Consider the following 17,002-nt stretch of genomic DNA (forward strand, 5'->3'; position numbering starts at 1 on the left):
GGGACCAAGATTTGCCAACCAGCGTTCTCCATGTGCCAACTAAAATTCTCCGTCGCACAGCCTGTGTGCATACCCACTCACTCAGATTGCATAAACGTGCAGCGAAACGTATAGTCATGCCATCGAAGAGGAGGGTTCCATGGCGGTACGTGCGGCGGTGGCCGGAGCGAGTGGGTACGCGGGTGGGGAACTGCTGCGTCTGCTCCTGGCTCACCCCGAGGTCGAGATCGGTGCTCTGACCGGCAACTCCAACGCCGGACAGAAACTCGGCGCACTGCAGCCGCACCTGCTGCCGCTCGCCGGTCGCGTCCTCCAGGAAACCACCCCCGAGGTCCTCGCAGGACACGACGTCGTCTTCCTCGCGCTGCCGCACGGACAGTCCGCCGCCGTCGCCGAGCAGCTCGGCCCGGACGTCCTCGTCGTCGACATGGGCGCCGACTTCCGGCTGAAGGACGCCGCCGACTGGGAGAAGTTCTACGGCTCCGCGCATGCCGGCACCTGGCCCTACGGTCTACCCGAACTCCCGGGCGCCCGCGCCGAGTTGGCCGGGACCAGGCGCATCGCCGTGCCCGGCTGCTACCCGACCGCCGTCTCCCTCGCGCTCTTCCCCGCGTACGCCGCAGGTCTCGCCGAGAACGAGGCCGTGATCGTCGCCGCGTCCGGGACCTCGGGCGCCGGCAAGGCTCCCAAGGCGCACCTGCTCGGCAGTGAGGTCATGGGGTCGATGTCCCCGTACGGCGTCGGCGGCGGCCACCGGCACACCCCCGAGATCATCCAGAACCTCGGCGCGGCGGGCGGCGAGCCCGTCACCGTGTCCTTCACGCCGACCCTCGCGCCGATGCCCCGCGGCATCCTCGCCACGTGCAGCGCCAAGGCGAAGCCCGGCGTCACCGGCGAGTCCGTGCGCGCCGTCTACGAGAAGGCCTTCGCCGACGAGCCGTTCGTCTTCCTGCTCCCCGAGGGGCAGTGGCCGGCGACGGCGTCCGTCTACGGTTCCAACGCCGTTCAGGTGCAGGTCGCGTACGACGAGGCCGCGGGCCGCATCATCGCGATCAGCGCCATCGACAACCTGACCAAGGGCACCGCGGGCGGTGCCGTCCAGAGCATGAACCTCGCCCTCGGGCTCGACGAGTCCACGGGGCTGACGACGATCGGAGTCGCGCCGTGAGTGTGACGGCAGCACAGGGATTCACGGCCGCGGGCATCGCCGCCGGGATCAAGGAGAACGGCAACCCGGACCTGGCCCTCGTGGTCAACACCGGGCCCCGCCTCGCCGCCGCGGGCGTCTTCACCTCCAACCGCGTCAAAGCCGCGCCGGTGCTCTGGTCCGAGCAGGTGCTGAAGGGCGGCAAGGTCTCCGCCGTCGTCCTCAACTCCGGTGGTGCCAACGCCTGTACGGGCCCGAAGGGCTTCCAGGACACGCACGCCACCGCCGAGAAGGTCGCCGACACGCTGGGCCTGAACGCCGCCGAGGTCGCCGTCGCTTCCACCGGGCTCATCGGGCTGCTGCTCCCGATGGACAAGCTGCTGCCGGGGGTCGAGGCAGCCGCCGGTCAACTCTCCCCGCACGGCGGTGAGAAGGCCGCCATCGCCATCAAGACCACCGACTCCGTCCACAAGACGGCCGTCGTGACCTCCAAGGACGGCTGGACCGTCGGCGGTATGGCCAAGGGTGCGGGCATGCTCGCCCCCGGTCTCGCCACCATGCTCGTCGTCCTCACCACCGACGCCGACGTCGAAAGTGCCGTACTGGACGCGGCACTTCGGGCCGCCACCCGCACCACCTTCGACCGCGTCGACTCCGACGGCTGCATGTCCACCAACGACACCGTGCTGCTGCTCGCCTCCGGCGCCTCCCAAGTCACCCCGGAACAGGCCGAGTTCGCCGAGGCCGTGCGTGCCGTCTGTGACGACCTGGGCCAGCAGCTCATCCGGGACGCCGAGGGCGCGAGCAAGGACATCAAGGTCGAGGTCGTCAACGCCGCCAGCGAGGACGAGGCCGTGGAAGTCGGTCGTTCCATCGCCCGGAACAACCTCCTCAAGTGCGCCATCCACGGCGAAGACCCCAACTGGGGACGGGTGTTGTCCGCGATCGGCACCACCAAGGCCGCCTTCGAGCCGGACCAGCTCAACGTCGCCATCAACGGTGTCTGGGTCTGCAAGAACGGCGGCGTCGGCGAGGACCGCGAGAAGGTCGACATGCGCTACCGCGAGGTGCACATCGTCGCCGACCTGGCCGCCGGCTCCGAGACCGCGACGATCTGGACCAACGACCTCACCGCGGACTACGTCCACGAGAACAGCGCGTACTCGTCATGAGCACCACCCGCAAGCACACCGCGCTGCCCAAGGCGCAGATCCTCATCGAGGCGCTGCCCTGGCTGACCCGGCACAACGGCAGGACCGTCGTCATCAAGTTCGGCGGCAACGCCATGGTCGACGAGGACCTGAAGGCCGCGTTCGCGCAGGACGTCGTGTTCCTGCACCACGCGGGACTCAAGCCCGTCGTCGTGCACGGCGGCGGCCCGCAGATCAGCGCCGCCCTCGACCGGCACGGCATCGTCAGCGAGTTCAAGGCCGGCCTGCGCGTCACCACCGAGGACGCCATGGACGTCGTACGGATGGTCCTCGCGGGCCAGGTGCAGCGCGAGCTGGTCGGGCTGCTCAACCAACACGGGCCGCTCGCCGTCGGGTTGACCGGCGAGGACGCGCACACCATCACCGCCACCAAGCATCTGCCCGAGATCGACGGGGAGTTCGTCGACATCGGGCGGGTGGGCGAGATCACCGCCATCGACACGGGCGCGATCGAGGCACTGCTCGCCGACGGCCGTATCCCGGTCGTCTCGTCGATCGCGAGGAGCGAGGACGACGGACATGTCTACAACGTCAATGCTGACACGGCTGCTGCGGCTCTCGCTGCTGCGCTGGGGGCCGAGACTCTCATGGTCCTCACGGACGTCGAGGGTCTCTACGAGGACTGGCCCCACAGCGACGAGGTGATCAGCCGCCTCACCGCCACCCAACTGGAGAAGCTGCTCCCGGAGTTGAGCTCCGGGATGGTGCCGAAGATGGAGGGCTGTCTGCACGCCGTGCGCAACGGTGTGAACACCGCCCGCGTCATCGACGGCCGGGTCCAGCACTCGATCCTGCTGGAGATCTTCACCGACGAGGGCATCGGCACGATGGTCGTGCCGGACGAGCTGCCCGACGCGAAGTCCGCCAAGAAGAAGTCCGCCAAGAAGGCCGGCAAGAAGCAGGGGGATGCCGTATGACCGCGAACGAGGAGCTGACCCAGCGCTGGCAGGGGTCGCTCATGAACAACTACGGCACCCCCAAGCTCCCCCTCGTCCGCGGCGCGGGCGCCAAGCTGTGGGACGCCGACGGCAACGAGTACACGGACTTCGTCGGCGGGATCGCGGTCAACGCCCTCGGGCACGCGCACCCGGCGATCGTCGAGGCCGTCAGCACACAGATCGCCCGACTCGGCCACGTCTCCAACCTGTTCATCGCCGAACCGCCCGTCACGCTCGCCGAACGGCTTCTCGAGCGGTTCGGCCGGGACGGCAAGGTGTTCTTCTGCAACTCGGGCGCCGAGGCCAACGAAGGCGCCTTCAAGATCGGCCGGTTGACGGGCCGTCAGCACATGGTCGCCACGCAGGGTGCCTTCCACGGACGGACGATGGGCTCCCTCGCCCTCACCGGCCAGCCCGGCAAGCAGGAGCCGTTCCTGCCGCTGCCCGGCGATGTCACGCACGTGCCCTACGGCGACGCGCAGGCGCTGGCCGCCGCCGTCACCGACGACACCGCGCTCGTCATCATCGAGCCGATCCAGGGCGAGAACGGCGTGGTCGTACCGCCCGCCGGCTACCTGAAGGCGGCCCGCGCGATCACCGCGGCGCACGGCGCGCTGCTGGTCCTGGACGAGGTGCAGACCGGGGTCGGCCGGACCGGGCACTGGTTCGAGTACCAGGCCCACGAGGGTGTGCTGCCCGATGTCGTGACCCTCGCGAAGGGGCTCGGCGGCGGGCTGCCGCTCGGCGCCACCGTCGCCTTCGGACGCGCCGCCGACCTGCTCCAGCCTGGCCACCACGGCACGACCTTCGGCGGCAACCCGGTCGCGTGCGCCGCCGGACTCGCCGTTCTCGACACCATCGCGAACGAGGGGTTGCTGGAGAACGTCAAGCGGCAGAGCGAGAAGTTGCGGGACGGGATCGAGTCGCTGGGTCACCCGTTGATCGATTATGTCCGGGGTGCGGGCCTCCTCCTGGGTATCGTGCTCACCGAGCCGCTCGCGCCCCAGGCGCAACAGGCGGCTCAGGACGCGGGCTTCCTGGTCAACGCGCCCGCCCCCGATGTCGTACGGCTGATGCCACCGCTGAACCTCGGCGACGACGAGGCGGACGCGTTCCTCCGGGCGCTGCCCGGTGTCCTGGACGTGGCCAAGGGGGACGGATGATCCGGAGAATGAGTCGACGATGAGCCAGGCGCAGGAGCACGAGCACACAGCGGGACCGGCCGTGCCGCAGACCCGGACCGCCCGCCACCGCCGGATCGTGGACATCCTCAACCGGCAACCGGTGCGCTCCCAGAGCCAGTTGGCGAAGCTGCTGTCCGACGACGGGCTGAGCGTCACCCAGGCGACGCTCTCCCGGGACCTGGACGAGCTGAACGCGGTGAAGATCCGCAACAACGACGGCGACCTCATCTACGCGGTACCGAGCGAGGGCGGCTTCCGCACCCCGCGCGCGCCGCTGGGGGAGTCGGCGAAGGAGGAGCGGATGCGGCGGCTCTCCTCCGAGCTGCTGATCTCCGCGGAGGCCTCCGCCAACCTCGTGGTCCTGCGCACCCCGCCCGGCGCCGCCCAGTTCCTCGCGTCGGCCATCGACCAGGCCGAACTGCAGGACATCCTCGGCACCATCGCCGGCGACGACACACTCCTGCTGATCAGCCGGGACCCGCTCGGCGGCCAGGCCCTCGCGGACCATCTGCTGCGGCTGGCGCAGAACGACCACTGACGTACCCGCAGGGGCAACGAGTCGGGGGCGCACCGGAGTTGTCCGGTGCGCCCCCGACTCGCATGGGGGATCCCTACCCGAGGCGGGCCGCCAGTCCGCCCGTGCAGCGCACCTCGTCGCCCGCCGTGATGAGCAGCGCCTCGACGTCCGGCAGCGACTCCAGCCAGGCAAGACCCTCGCGCGAGCCCATCGCGAACGCGGCAGTGGCCCAGCAGTCGGCCCAGGTCAGACGGGGTGCCACGACGGTGACGGCGACCAGGTCGGTCACCGCGGACTTGCCGGTGGACGGGTCCACGATGTGCGCCCCGCGCTCCGCCGTGCCGGAGGTCGCCACGGCCAGCTCGTCGGCGCCCGCCGCCGAGATCACGGCCGCGAGACCGCCCGGGCGCAGCGGATCGGAGACCCCGACCCGCCAGGGCCGGTGCGGTCCCGGCGTACCGAACATCTGGACGTCACCGCCGCCGTTGACGCTGACCCCGCTCACCCCGGCCGCCGTGAACAGCCCGGCCGCGCGCTCGGCGGCCCAGCCCTTCACGATGCCGGTCGGGTCGAGCCGGCCCTCGTACGTCGTGCTGAACCAGCCGGCGCTGACCCGCTCCGCCTCGGCGCCCAGCTCCAGCACCTCGGCGACCTCGGCGTCGCACTCCGCGAGGGTCAGCTCGCCGCGGGCCAGCCGGGAGACCTGGCTGTCGTCGCGGTAGGTGCTGAACACCTCGTTCACGCGGTGGAGCAGGGCGATCGCCTGCTCCAGCGCGGCGCGCACGGCGTCGGGCTCCCCGCCGCGGATGTCGAAGGAGAACACCGTCCCCATGACCTCCTCGGCGTGCCGCAGCACGGCGGGAGCCTCCGCGGGATCGGTCACCGTGTCAGCCACCGGCCTTGTCCAGTGCCGACTGCAGGGACTGCTTGTAACCGCCGCTCGTGTACGACGCGCCCGACACGGAGTCGATGGTCGCGCTCCCGGCGGCCACGGCCTCCTGGTTGAGCTTGGGGATCGCCAGCGCGGTCTTCTGGTCGCTGGTCCCGCCCTTCGGCGCCTGGATCGCCTCGGCCTTGGTGATCTTGCCGTTCGCGACGGTGATCCGGACCTGGACCGGACCGTACTCGGTCGTCGCGACATCACCGGTGACGGTCTTGGCCTGGGCGGCCTGACCCGCTCCGGCGGCCGAACTCTTCGACGGGGCGGGCGTGTTGGCGCCGGCCGTCTTCATCTTGTCGATCGCCGACTGCAGCGACTGCTTGTAGCCGCCGCTCGTGTAGGTCGCCCCGGACACGGACGTGATGTCCGCGCTCTGGGTGGCGACGACCTCCTGGTTGAGTTTCGGCACGGACAGCGCGGTCTTCTGGTCGCTGGTCCCGCCGTGCGGCGCCTGGACGGCCTCGGCCTTGGTGATCTTGCCGCCCGCGACCGTCAGGCGCACCTGGACGACCCCGTACTGGGTCTGGGCGACGGCGCCCGTGACCGTCGAGGTCCCGGCCGCCGCGGCACCGCCCTGGGGCGACTCCTGGGCGGCGGCGGTCTCCTGGGCCGCCGCACCCTGTGCGGACGCCGCTGGATCCGACGCCGGCTTCAGGGAGAGCAGCAGCACGATCCCGGACACGGTGGCGGCGCTCGCGAGCAGAACACGCCGGATGGGGTGGCTCTTCTTCATCGCTCCTGACTCCCGTCGCTCACATCTCGAACGACTCGTGATGGATGCGGCGGGCGGGGACCCCCGCGCCGCGCAGTGCTTCGTAGACCGACTGCGCGAAGCCGGGCGGCCCGCACATGAAGACGTCGTGGTCGTCGATGTCGGTGATCTTGCGCCGCAGGGACTCCGCCGAGATGTCGGGGCGTTCCCCGTCGGGGCTGTTCACCGCGTACATCAGCCGGGCGCCGCGCTCGTCGGCGATCTTCGCCAGCTCGTCCCACAGCGCCAGGTCCTGGGTGGTGTTGGCGCGGTAGAGCAGCGTGATGTCACCGGCCGCGCCGGGCAGCGTCTCGAACAGGGCGCGCATCGGCGTGATGCCGACGCCGCCCGCGACCAGCAGCACCTTGCCGCGGGAGCGCCGCTGCGAGGTCAGCGCGCCGTAGGGGCCCTCGGCCCACACCTTGGTGCCGGGCCGCAGTTCGCGCAGCCGGGCGCTGTGGTCGCCGATCGCCTTGACCGTGATCCGCAGCATGTTCGGGCGGGGCGCCGCCGACAGCGAGTAGGGGTGCGAACTGAAGCGCATGCCCGGCGCCAGGAACCGCCAGCGGAAGAACTGCCCCGCCTCCGCGCCGATCCGGTGCAGTTTGCGCCCGCTGATCAGCACCGACACGATGCCGGGCGTCTCCTCGATGACCGCCTCGACGCGCATCCGGTGCCGCATGTTGAGGCGGATCGGCGTGAGGATCCGGTACCAGACCACCAGCGCGGTGACCGTGCCGTAGAGCCCGTACCAGACGGTCTTGGCGATCGGCGTCAGCGCGAAGTCGTTGCCGGTGCTGATCTGGTGCCAGAAGGTGAAGAACACCGCCGCGTACGTCAGCAGGTGCACGTGGTACCACAGGTCGTACGGCAGCCTGCGGCGGATGCCGCCGATCGACGAGAGGCCGATGAGCAGGAACAGGCCGGTGCCGATGGCGGCCTTGCCCATGTCGGGCAGCTGGTTCACCGAGTCGATGGTCTGCTGGACGATGTCGCTCAGCGTCTTGCCCGCCTGGAGGGCGTAGCCCCACATGATGAGGAAGACGTGCGCGAGGACCAGGCAGAGCGTGTAGCGGCCGCTCATCGCGTGCCAGCGGGCGACCCGGTCGGAGCCGACCCGGCGTTCCAGGGCGGGCACCCGGGCCATCTGCAGCACGACGAGTGCCATCAGGTAGCCCGCCAACAGGCCGGTGATGCGGCCCGCGTTGAGGATCTTGCCGTTCTGGTCGGCGATGGACGGCGTGTTGTGCCACCACAGCCACAGCACCCCGACCGCGCCCGCCCAGACGGCGAGCAGCAGCAGGGTCGCTGGGGAGCGGCGCGGGCGGATGCGGCGCATCGTCTGGCGGCGGGCGGCACGTCCGCCTGCGAGCGTGGTGGTCACGGTTCCTCCGTGGACGGGGCAAGGGGGGTGGGCTGGTCCCTTGGCCCTGAAGTACGTGCCGTTGCGCCTGTGCGTTCAGAGTCCCGCGGAGTCCAGTGCGGACTGAAGTGACTGGCGGTAACCGTCACTTGTGTAGGTGGCTCCCGACACGGTGTCGATCTTCGCGCTCTGCGCGGCGAGCACCTCGCGTCGCAACTCCGGCAGGGCATAGGAGTTGATCTCCTGGTCGCGCGGATTGTCCGACGGCGACTGGACCGCGCTGACATCGGTGATCCTGCCGTTCGTCAGCGTGATCTTCACCTGCACGGGACCCCAACGGGTCTGCGCGGTCTCGCCGGTGACGGTCCTGGTGCCGGTGGCGGTCGAACCGCCGGAACCCGTACCGGAGTTGGCGCCGGAGGAGCTGGACGCGGCCGGCGCGGGCGCCACGGCTATCGCGGGTGCCGTGTGCGGCTTCAGCGCCAGCAGCATCACCAGGCCGGACGCGGTGACCGCGCTCGCCAGCACGATCCGGCGCAGCGGACGGTTCTTCCTCAACGGATGCACGACGGCCTCACAGCTCGAACGACTCGTGGTGGATACGACGGTCCGGCACACCGGCGGCACGCAGCGCCTGGTAAAGGTCCTGGGCGAACGCGTGCGGACCGCAGATGTAGACGTCGTGCCCGGCGAGACCGGGCACGGCCTCACGCAGGAACTCCGGCCCGAGCGAGGGCCGTTGCCCCTGCGGTCCGTTCAGCGCGTACAGCACCTTCGCGCCGCGCCACCGCGCGATGGCCTCCAACTCGGCGCCCAGCGCCAGGTCCTGGGCGGTCCGCGCCCGGTACAGCAGCGTCACCTCACCGGGCAGCGTCTCGAACAGCGCGCGCAACGGCGTGATCCCGACCCCGGCCGCGACGAGCAACGACCGCTGCCCGGTGCGCCGTTCGGCGGTCAGCGAGCCGTACGGCCCCTCCGCCCACACCCGCGCGCCAGGCCGCAGCAGCGACACGGCCGCGCTGTGGTCACCCAGTGCCTTGACCGTGATCCGCAGCAGGTCCCGGCGCGGCGGCGCCGACAGCGAGTACGGCGTCGACGCCCAGCCCATGCCCTCGCCGAAGAACCGCCAGCGGAAGAACTGCCCCGCCTGCGCGCCGAGTTCCTCGACATGGCGCCCGCGGACGACGACCGAGTACACACCCGGCGCCTCCGGGTGCACGGACTCCACCCGCAGCCGGTGCCGCAGATTGAGCCGCACCGGGGCGAGGATCCGGTACCAGAGGACGAGGGCAGCGACCCCGAGGTACAGGGCGTACCAGGCGGCGGTGGCTCCGGCGTGGCCGTTGAACTCGTTGCCCAGGCTCAGTTGGTGGAAGAAGGCGAGGAACACGGCGGCGTACGTGAGGAGATGGACGTAGTACCAGAACTCGTAGCTGAGCCTGCGGCGGGCGGCGCGGGCCGAGGTGATGCCGACCGCGAACAGGATGACCGCGCCGAACGTCGCCTTCAGCATGTCCGGGTAGTCCAGGACCACCGTGACCGTCTCGTGCACGACCGAGGCACGGTCCTGGGCCGCGTAGCCGAGCAGGATGAACACGACGTGCACGACGAGCAGGCAGACCGTGTAGCGGCCGGCCATCGCATGCCAGCGGGCCACCCGGTCCGAGCCGACCCGCCGCTCCAGCAGCGGCACCCGCGCCATCAGTCCGACGAGAACCGCGCAGGCATACCCGCACAGCAGCCCGGCCATCCGGCCGATTCCGCTCAGCCAGCCCGCCGCTCCCACCACCGAGCCGGTGTCCGCCCACCAGAGGGCGACCGCGGCCGCCGCCCCGGCCCACAGCAGCCCGAGCACCGCGCCCGCCGGCGAACGCCGGGGGGCGGGCGCCACGGGCGGTGCCGTCCGCCGTTCGTACACGGTGGTCATGTGTGTGTCCCTTCACCCGTCCTGCACCCCACTGTGCGGGCCGAACTTCTGAGGGATCTCTGAGCGGACGGCATTCTCAGCTTTCTCAGAGGAAACTCAGAGCGGCCCACGGCGGCCGGGGGCGCCGCGAGGAGAGATGCTGGTAAGCGCCATGAACACGACCCGCTCCGGCCGACCGGCCCTCACCCGCCCCGACGGCACCCCCGTGCGCGTCCTCGTGGTCGACGACGACCCCGACCTCGCCGAGGTGCTGTCCGGCGCCCTGCGCTACGAGGGCTGGGAGGTCCGCGCGGCCGGCGACGGCGCCTCCGCGCTCGCCGGGGCCCGCGAGCTGCGGCCCGACGCCGTCGTCCTCGACGTGATGCTCCCCGACACCGACGGCTTCGCCGTGCTGCGCTCCCTGCACGAGGTCAAGCCCGACGTCTGCGTCCTCTTCCTCACCGCACGGGACACGGTCGAGGACCGCATCGCCGGCATCACCGCGGGCGGCGACGACTACGTCACCAAACCCTTCAGCCTGGAGGAGGTCGTCGCCCGGCTGCGCGGACTGCTGCGCCGCGCGGGTATGGCCCGCCAGCAGGAGGAGGGCCCCCGGATCGTCGTAGGCGACCTGGTCATGGACGAGGAGGCCCGCGAGGTCAGCCGCGCGGGACACCTCGTCGACCTGTCCCCGACCGAGTTCGAACTGCTCCGCTTCCTCATGCGCAACCCGCGCCGCGTCCTCAGCAAGGCCCAGATCCTCGACCGCGTCTGGTCCTACGACTTCGGCGGCCAGGCCCATGTGGTCGAGCTGTACATCTCCTACCTGCGCAAGAAACTGGACGCGGGCCGGGAACCCATGATCCACACCGTGCGCGGGGCCGGGTACGTGCTCAAGCCGGTGGCGTGATGACCACGGCACGGCGGGCCGTCGGGCGATGGCTGCGCGCACTGCCCCGCCCGCACACCCTGCGGGCGCGTCTGACGGCGGGCCTGGTGGTGCTGCTCGCGGTCAGCTGTGCCGCCGTCGGGGTGGCCGCCGTGATCGAGCTGGACGGCTTCCTCACCGGCCGGCTCGACCAGCAGCTGACCGAGGTCGGCACCCAGTTCCCGGCCAGTCTCGAGCACAAGGGCCAGACGCTGACCGACCACGACGCCGACGACCGGGAACGCGGCGACACCCGCAGACAGGCGCCGGGTACCTTCGGCGCCCGCCTGGTCGACGGCACTGTCACCAACGCGGCGGTCGTGCCCGCCGACAAGGACGACACCACGACCGACCTGAAGGTGACCCTCTCGGGGCGGGACCGGAGGGAACTGTCCGCGGTGCCGGTCGGCGGCAGGGCCCGCACCATCCGCCTCTCGTCCCTCGGCGGCTACCGCGTCCTGGCCGCCGCGGGCAGGGACGGCGACGTGATGATCACCGGGCTTCCGCTGGAGTCGGTGGAAGCCGCCGTCCACCGGCTGGAGGCGGTCGCCGCGATCGTCTTCGGCGCGGCCCTCCTCGCCGCGGGCTTCGCGGGCGCGCTCTGGGTGCGCTGGTCGCTACGGCCCCTGAGCCGCGTCGCCGCCACCGCCACCCGGGTCAGCGAACTCCCGCTGGCCAGCGGGGAGGTGACCCTGCCGCCCAGGGCGCCCGAGTCCGATCCGCGCAGCGAGGTGGGCAGGCTCGCCGGTGCCTTCAACCGCATGCTCGGCCATGTCGAGGACGCGCTCACCCACCGGCACGCCAGCGAGGAACGGCTACGGAGCTTCGCCGCCGACGCCAGCCACGAACTGCGCACCCCGGTGGCGTCGATCCGGGGCCACGCCGAACTGGCTCTCCTGCACCCGGACCCGGTCCCGCCGAAGGTCACCCGGGCCCTGGAACGCATCACGGCCGAGTCGGCCCGCATGGGCGTCATGGTCGACGAGATGCTTCTCCTCGCCCGCCTCGACGCGGGGCGCCCCCTCGAACGCCACCCCGTCGACCTCACCCGCCTGGTCCTCGACGCGATCACCGACGCCAGGGCCTCGGGCCCCGACCACCGCTGGAACCTCCGACTCCCGGAGGACCCGGTCACCGTCGACGGCGACGCCCACCGCCTCCAACAGGTGCTGGCCAACCTGCTGGTCAACGCGCGCCTGCACACTCCGCCCGGCACCAAGGTGACGGTGACGGTGGAGAAGACGGACGCGGCGACGTACCTGCTGGTCCACGACGACGGCCCGGGCGTCCCACCCGAGACCCAGCCAGGAGTCTTCGAACGCTTCACCCGAGCGGACCGCCGCCGGACAGAGGGCGGCGGCGGAGGAGCGGGCCTGGGCCTGTCGATCGTCGCGGCGGTGACAGAGGCCCACGGGGGAGCCGTAACCCTGGAAAGCACCCCAGGGTCAACAACATTCACAGTGAAACTCCCGGCACCCTAATCGCCCTTAGGGGCGCGGGGAACTGCGCGACCAGCCACAACGGGCGAGCATCCGCCACACAACCAGAACCCCAACGGCGCTCAAGCGAGCTCAGTACCGAGTAATAGCCGTAACCCCACTCACCGTCCCGATGGCAATATGCGGCCCCCGCCCAGGGTCAACCCACCCCAGGATCCGCCGCATCGCATCCACCGGCACAGACACACAACCGGCGGTAGCCCCACGCCCGTTGACATGCAGAAAGATCCCGGCCCCCCGCCCCTTCACAGGCTTGGCGTAGTTGAACCCGATGACAAGCCCATACGCATACTGCGTCGGATAGGAACTCAACCGCTCGGACTCACCGGCCCGGCAGTCCCCGGCGAGCGGCTCACTCCACCGGTTGTAGACCCGGGAATCCGCGTCCTCGCACCACCACGAACTCCCGCCCACCCGCCGGTACTTGACCCGAGTCCCACCCGGAGCGGCCTGAATCCCGAAGGCGAACGGAAGGTCGTACAACCCGGTGGGAGTGGTGTACGAACCCTGCCGCCGAGCCCCACCCTCGACCAGCCCCTTCGCCCCGAACCGAGCGGCGGCAGAACCGGCCTGCACCCACACCCCGTCCCGCAGGTCCCACCAACTGAGCGTCCCGGCAGTGGAGTTGACGCCGGGCGCCTGCGCGAGGATCAGCTGACTGCCGCCCCCGGTGTCCGCGAGCGACGCCGGCACCGGAGGCTCCACCGCACGCGCGGGCACCGCCCCGAGCAGCAGAAGCAGGGACGCGGACGCAAGGGCGACAACACCAGGACGCATGGCCCAGACGCTAGAGCGTGACCGCGCTGACGGCAGCTCAGGTGGGCCGAACAGGCAACGCGCCGCGGCCCGGACACCACCGTGGCCGCCCCGGCCGGCGATCATCGGGGCGGCCACGGCTGCCTGTCACGTCACTTGGTGAGCGTGCAGGCGGCCAGGGAGTCGAGGCCGGAAGGCTTGGTGCCCTGACGCCCGATGGCGATGGCGATGCGGTCGATGGTGGAGACGCGCTTGTCCTTCAGCGGGCCGAGGATCGCGTTCTGGACGAAGTTGGCTCCGCCCTGTCCGACGGTGTCGACGAGCCGCTTGTTGGCCTCGGCGATCTGGGTGTCCAGAAGGGCGAGATTGCGGTCGACCTCGGCCTGTGCCGACGCCGGCACCGCCGGGAGCTGCGACTTCACGTCGGGGCACGAGATCGTACCGACCGCGCTCGACGCGCCGGTGTCGTCCGTGCCCCCGGCCGCCTGGGTGGCGGAGGCGGTGGCACCCGGGGCCGCCGTGTCCGTGGCCCCCGTAGAGCCGGTTTCCCCGCCGGTCCCGGTCGAACCGGCCGAGTTGAGCGTGCACGCGGCGAGCGCGTCGAGCCCGGTGGGCTTGGTGCCCTGACGCCCGATGGCGATGGCGATGCGGTCGATGGTGGAGACGCGCTTGTCCTTCAGCGGGCCGAGGATCGCGTTCTGGACGAAGTTTGCCCCGCCCTGTCCAACGGTGTCGACGAGGCGCTTGTTGGCCTCGGCGATCTGGGTGTCGAGGAGGGTGAGGTTCCGGTCGACCTCGGCCTGCGCCGACGCCGGGACCGCCGGGAGCTGCGACTTCACGTCGGGGCAGGTGATCGTCCCCGGGTCGGCCAGCGTCCGGGCGCTCTGCGCGGTGCTGTTCTTGTCCGGCGTACCGGCGAGAGCGGAACCGGCGATGACCGCGCCGGACAGCACCACGGCGGCGGCACCGCCGATGAACACGACGCGACGCTTGTTGTACTTGCGGAGAGCCCTGGACATGCGAATGCCTCACTCGGGTCAGGGGATAACGGGGGGTGACTCATGGGGGAAACGCGGCGCCTGCGTTCGGCGAGAGGTACGGGAAAGCGGTTGCTGGTGTTCAAGGCCCCCTAAAATTGACGAGTCATGCAGTACTCTGCATAATCATGCATGCGAGACGGTGCGGCTGGACCACACGGCTGGACCACGCGCGACGCGGCAGAATCCAGCACGACGACCCATCCACGGCCTTAGAGGAGCAGCGCAAGTGAGCAGCAACAGCGGTGACGTACGGCTCTGGGGCGGTCGTTTCGCCGACGGTCCCGCCGAGGCCCTGGCGAAGCTGTCCGCGTCCGTCCACTTCGACTGGCGGCTCGCGCCCTACGACATCGCCGGTTCCCGCGCCCACGCGCGCGTGCTGCACAAGGCGAACCTCCTCACCGACGACGAGCTGACCCGGATGCTCGCGGGCCTCGACCAGCTCGAAGCGGACGTCGCCGACGGCTCCTTCGTCGGCACGATCGCCGACGAGGACGTCCATACGGCCCTGGAACGCGGCCTGTTGGAGCGCCTCGGCCCCGACCTCGGCGGCAAGCTGCGCGCCGGCCGGTCCCGCAACGACCAGGTCGCCACCCTCTTCCGGATGTGCCTGCGCGACCACGCCCGGTCGATCGGCGGCCTGATCGCCGACCTCCAGGACGCGCTGGTCGGCCTCGCGGAGGCCCACCCGGACGTGGCGATGCCCGGCCGCACCCACCTCCAGCACGCCCAGCCGGTCCTGTTCGCCCACCACGTCCTCGCGCACGTCCAGTCCCTGTCCCGGGACGCGGAACGCCTGCGGCAGTGGGACGAGCGGACGGCCGTCTCGCCCTACGGCTCCGGAGCGCTCGCGGGTTCCTCCCTCGGCCTGGACCCGGAGGCGGTGGCGAAGGACCTCGGCTTCGAGCACGGCTCGGTCGCGAACTCGATCGACGGCACGGCCTCGCGTGACTTCGTCGCCGAGTTCGCCTTCATCACCGCGATGATCGGGGTGAACCTCTCCCGGATCGCCGAGGAGATCATCATCTGGAACACGAAGGAGTTCTCCTTCGTGACCCTGCACGACGCGTTCTCCACGGGTTCGTCGATCATGCCGCAGAAGAAGAACCCGGACATCGCGGAGCTGGCGCGTGGCAAGTCGGGCCGCCTGATCGGCAACCTGACCGGCCTGATGGCCACGCTCAAGGCGCTGCCCCTCGCGTACAACCGCGACCTCCAGGAGGACAAGGAGCCGGTCTTCGACTCCATCGACCAACTCGAGGTCCTGCTCCCGGCGTTCACCGGCATGATGGCCACCCTCACCATCCACCGCGACCGCATGGAGGAACTGGCCCCGGCCGGCTTCTCCCTCGCCACCGACATCGCCGAGTGGCTGGTCAAGCAGGGCGTCCCCTTCCGTGTCGCCCACGAGGTCGCGGGCGAGTGCGTCAAGGTCGCCGAGGCCGAGAACAAGGAACTCGACGAACTGACCGACGAGCAGTTCGCCAAGATCTCCCCCCACCTGACCCCGGACGTCCGGACGGTCCTGAACGTCCCCGGCGCCCTCGCCTCCCGCAATGCCCGGGGCGGTACGGCCCCGAGCGCGGTGGCCATCCAACTGGCAGAGGTGAAGCGCGACGTGGCGACCCAGCACGCCTGGTCGACGGCGAAGAGTTAGGTCGCTTTCAGGGGCGCGGGGAACTGCGCGACCAGCCACAACGCACCCGCACCCGCCGAACGCACCGCGACAACCCGAGCTGCGGGGCGAAGGTCATCAAGGGTTACGTTGGTCGAAGCCGTAACTGGAGCCGACCAACCGGAGCCCGCGATGCCCTTCGCCCGACTGGCCACAGCGACAACCCCCACCAGCCACATCGGACTCGGTCTCGCCGCGCTGGGCCGCCCCGGCTACATCAACCTGGGCCGGGAAGAAGACCTCGGCGAGCACCGCACCGTGGAAGCCCTCCGCACCCGGACCCACGAGCTCCTGGACGCCGCCTACGCGCAGGGCGTCCGCTACTTCGACGCGGCCCGCTCCTACGGCCGCTCCGAGGAGTTCCTCGCCGACTGGCTGAACGCCCACCCCGACCTCGACGACCTCGTGGTCGGCAGCAAGTGGGGCTACACCTACACCGCGGACTGGTCGGCGGACGCCGAGACGCACGAGGTCAAGGACCACAGCGTCCGGACCTACGAGCGCCAGCGCGCCGAGACCGCCGACCTGCTCGGCGACCGCCTCGACCTCTACCAGATCCACTCGGTGACCCCGGAGAGCCCGGCCCTCACCGACAAGCAACTCCACGCGGAACTCGCCGAGTTGGCGGCAACCGGAGTGACCATCGGCTTCTCCACCAGCGGCCCCGCGCAAGCCGACGCGATCCGCGCCGCGCTCACCGTGACGGTCGACGGCGAGCCCCTCTTCCGTACCGTCCAGTCGACGTACAACGCCCTGGAGACCTCCGCGGGCCCTGCCCTCGCCGAGGCCCACGACGCCGGGCTCACGGTGATCGTCAAGGAGGGCATGGCCAACGGCAGGCTCGCGGAGCCGTACGCGCCGGACGCCCTGAAGGCCGTGGCCGAGGAGACGTCCCTGCACACGGACGCGATCGCCCTGGCGCTGATCCTGCGCCGGCCGTGGGCGGGCGTGGCCCTCTCCGGCGCGGCGACCGTGGGGCAGCTGGCCTCCAACCTGCACGCGGCGGTCGTGGACCTCACCGACGACCAGCTCGCCCGTCTCGACGCGCTCGCCGAGGACCCGCAGGCGTACTGGGCGCGGCGGGGTTCGCTGCCCTGGCACTGACGATCGGCTGAGCCGACCCGGCCATGAGCCACGCATGCCCGCCATG

16 protein-coding genes are annotated in these 17,002 nt (G+C 70.9%); 9 read left to right on the forward strand and 7 right to left on the reverse strand.

The annotated features are described in order from the left end of the window. Nucleotides 1-139: 139 nt before the first annotated feature. Genes argC through OHT77_RS35965 form a run of 5 tightly spaced genes read left to right on the forward strand, consistent with a single transcriptional unit; the run spans nucleotide 140 to nucleotide 5,018 of the window. Nucleotides 140-1,168, forward strand: coding sequence for an N-acetyl-gamma-glutamyl-phosphate reductase (gene argC / locus OHT77_RS35945; protein WP_328832546.1), 1,029 nt, complete (start codon nucleotides 140-142; stop codon nucleotides 1,166-1,168). Further along, on the forward strand, nucleotides 1,165-2,319 hold the full coding sequence (argJ, locus tag OHT77_RS35950; protein WP_328832547.1) for a bifunctional glutamate N-acetyltransferase/amino-acid acetyltransferase ArgJ: 1,155 nt from the start codon (nucleotides 1,165-1,167) through the stop codon (nucleotides 2,317-2,319). Before argC ends, argJ begins: the two co-directional genes overlap by 4 nt. Further along, nucleotides 2,316-3,275: an acetylglutamate kinase gene (gene argB / locus OHT77_RS35955; RefSeq protein WP_328832548.1), complete on the forward strand. Its 960-nt coding sequence runs from the start codon at nucleotides 2,316-2,318 to the stop codon at nucleotides 3,273-3,275. The genes argJ and argB overlap by 4 nt, the downstream gene beginning before the upstream one ends. Continuing rightward, nucleotides 3,272-4,459, forward strand: coding sequence for an acetylornithine transaminase (locus OHT77_RS35960; RefSeq protein WP_328832549.1), 1,188 nt, complete (start codon nucleotides 3,272-3,274; stop codon nucleotides 4,457-4,459). The genes argB and OHT77_RS35960 overlap by 4 nt, the downstream gene beginning before the upstream one ends. A gap of 19 nt (nucleotides 4,460-4,478) precedes the next feature. Continuing rightward, nucleotides 4,479-5,018: an arginine repressor gene (locus OHT77_RS35965; protein WP_328832550.1), complete on the forward strand. Its 540-nt coding sequence runs from the start codon at nucleotides 4,479-4,481 to the stop codon at nucleotides 5,016-5,018. A 73-nt stretch (nucleotides 5,019-5,091) separates the two neighbouring features. Here the strand turns inward: OHT77_RS35965 and OHT77_RS35970 are convergent, their stop codons facing one another. The 5 genes from OHT77_RS35970 to OHT77_RS35990 form a co-directional block, all read right to left on the reverse strand. After that, nucleotides 5,092-5,892: an FAD:protein FMN transferase gene (locus OHT77_RS35970; protein WP_401327290.1), complete on the reverse strand. Its 801-nt coding sequence runs from the start codon at nucleotides 5,890-5,892 to the stop codon at nucleotides 5,092-5,094. Continuing rightward, entirely contained in the window at nucleotides 5,885-6,670 is a 786-nt protein-coding gene (locus OHT77_RS35975) for an FMN-binding protein (RefSeq protein ID WP_328832551.1), read from the reverse strand. The genes OHT77_RS35970 and OHT77_RS35975 overlap by 8 nt, the downstream gene beginning before the upstream one ends. Nucleotides 6,671-6,689: 19 nt before the next feature. Next, nucleotides 6,690-8,072 carry a ferredoxin reductase family protein gene (locus OHT77_RS35980; RefSeq protein ID WP_328832552.1) on the reverse strand — a complete coding sequence of 461 codons (1,383 nt, stop codon included), beginning with the start codon at nucleotides 8,070-8,072 and terminating at the stop codon, nucleotides 6,690-6,692. Between the two features lie 75 nt (nucleotides 8,073-8,147). Continuing rightward, complete coding sequence (locus OHT77_RS35985; protein WP_328832553.1) at nucleotides 8,148-8,618, reverse strand: FMN-binding protein; 471 nt, start codon at nucleotides 8,616-8,618, stop codon at nucleotides 8,148-8,150. 7 nt (nucleotides 8,619-8,625) lie between these two features. After that, nucleotides 8,626-9,978, reverse strand: a complete 1,353-nt coding sequence (locus tag OHT77_RS35990) for a ferredoxin reductase family protein (protein WP_328832554.1) — start codon at nucleotides 9,976-9,978, stop codon at nucleotides 8,626-8,628. A 151-nt stretch (nucleotides 9,979-10,129) separates the two neighbouring features. Between OHT77_RS35990 and OHT77_RS35995 the strand changes: the two genes are divergently transcribed. Both OHT77_RS35995 and OHT77_RS36000 read left to right on the forward strand, forming a co-directional pair. Continuing rightward, nucleotides 10,130-10,867: a response regulator transcription factor gene (locus tag OHT77_RS35995; protein WP_266776240.1), complete on the forward strand. Its 738-nt coding sequence runs from the start codon at nucleotides 10,130-10,132 to the stop codon at nucleotides 10,865-10,867. Beyond that, entirely contained in the window at nucleotides 10,867-12,366 is a 1,500-nt protein-coding gene (locus OHT77_RS36000) for a sensor histidine kinase (RefSeq protein WP_328832555.1), read from the forward strand. The genes OHT77_RS35995 and OHT77_RS36000 overlap by 1 nt, the downstream gene beginning before the upstream one ends. Nucleotides 12,367-12,456: 90 nt before the next feature. On the opposite strand, the gene OHT77_RS36005 is transcribed toward OHT77_RS36000, so the two are convergent. Next, on the reverse strand, nucleotides 12,457-13,161 hold the full coding sequence (locus tag OHT77_RS36005; RefSeq protein WP_328832556.1) for a L,D-transpeptidase family protein: 705 nt from the start codon (nucleotides 13,159-13,161) through the stop codon (nucleotides 12,457-12,459). Nucleotides 13,162-13,292: 131 nt separating this feature from the next. Beyond that, on the reverse strand, nucleotides 13,293-14,159 hold the full coding sequence (locus OHT77_RS36010; RefSeq protein WP_328832557.1) for a hypothetical protein: 867 nt from the start codon (nucleotides 14,157-14,159) through the stop codon (nucleotides 13,293-13,295). 247 nt (nucleotides 14,160-14,406) lie between these two features. Between OHT77_RS36010 and argH the strand changes: the two genes are divergently transcribed. Both argH and OHT77_RS36020 read left to right on the forward strand, forming a co-directional pair. Then, nucleotides 14,407-15,834, forward strand: a complete 1,428-nt coding sequence (gene argH / locus OHT77_RS36015) for an argininosuccinate lyase (RefSeq protein WP_328832558.1) — start codon at nucleotides 14,407-14,409, stop codon at nucleotides 15,832-15,834. A gap of 150 nt (nucleotides 15,835-15,984) precedes the next feature. Then, nucleotides 15,985-16,956, forward strand: a complete 972-nt coding sequence (locus OHT77_RS36020; RefSeq protein ID WP_328832559.1) for an aldo/keto reductase — start codon at nucleotides 15,985-15,987, stop codon at nucleotides 16,954-16,956. Nucleotides 16,957-17,002 lie beyond the last annotated feature (46 nt).

It is taken from the genome of Streptomyces sp. NBC_00252 (assembly GCF_036187565.1).
Classification (GTDB): domain Bacteria; phylum Actinomycetota; class Actinomycetes; order Streptomycetales; family Streptomycetaceae; genus Streptomyces.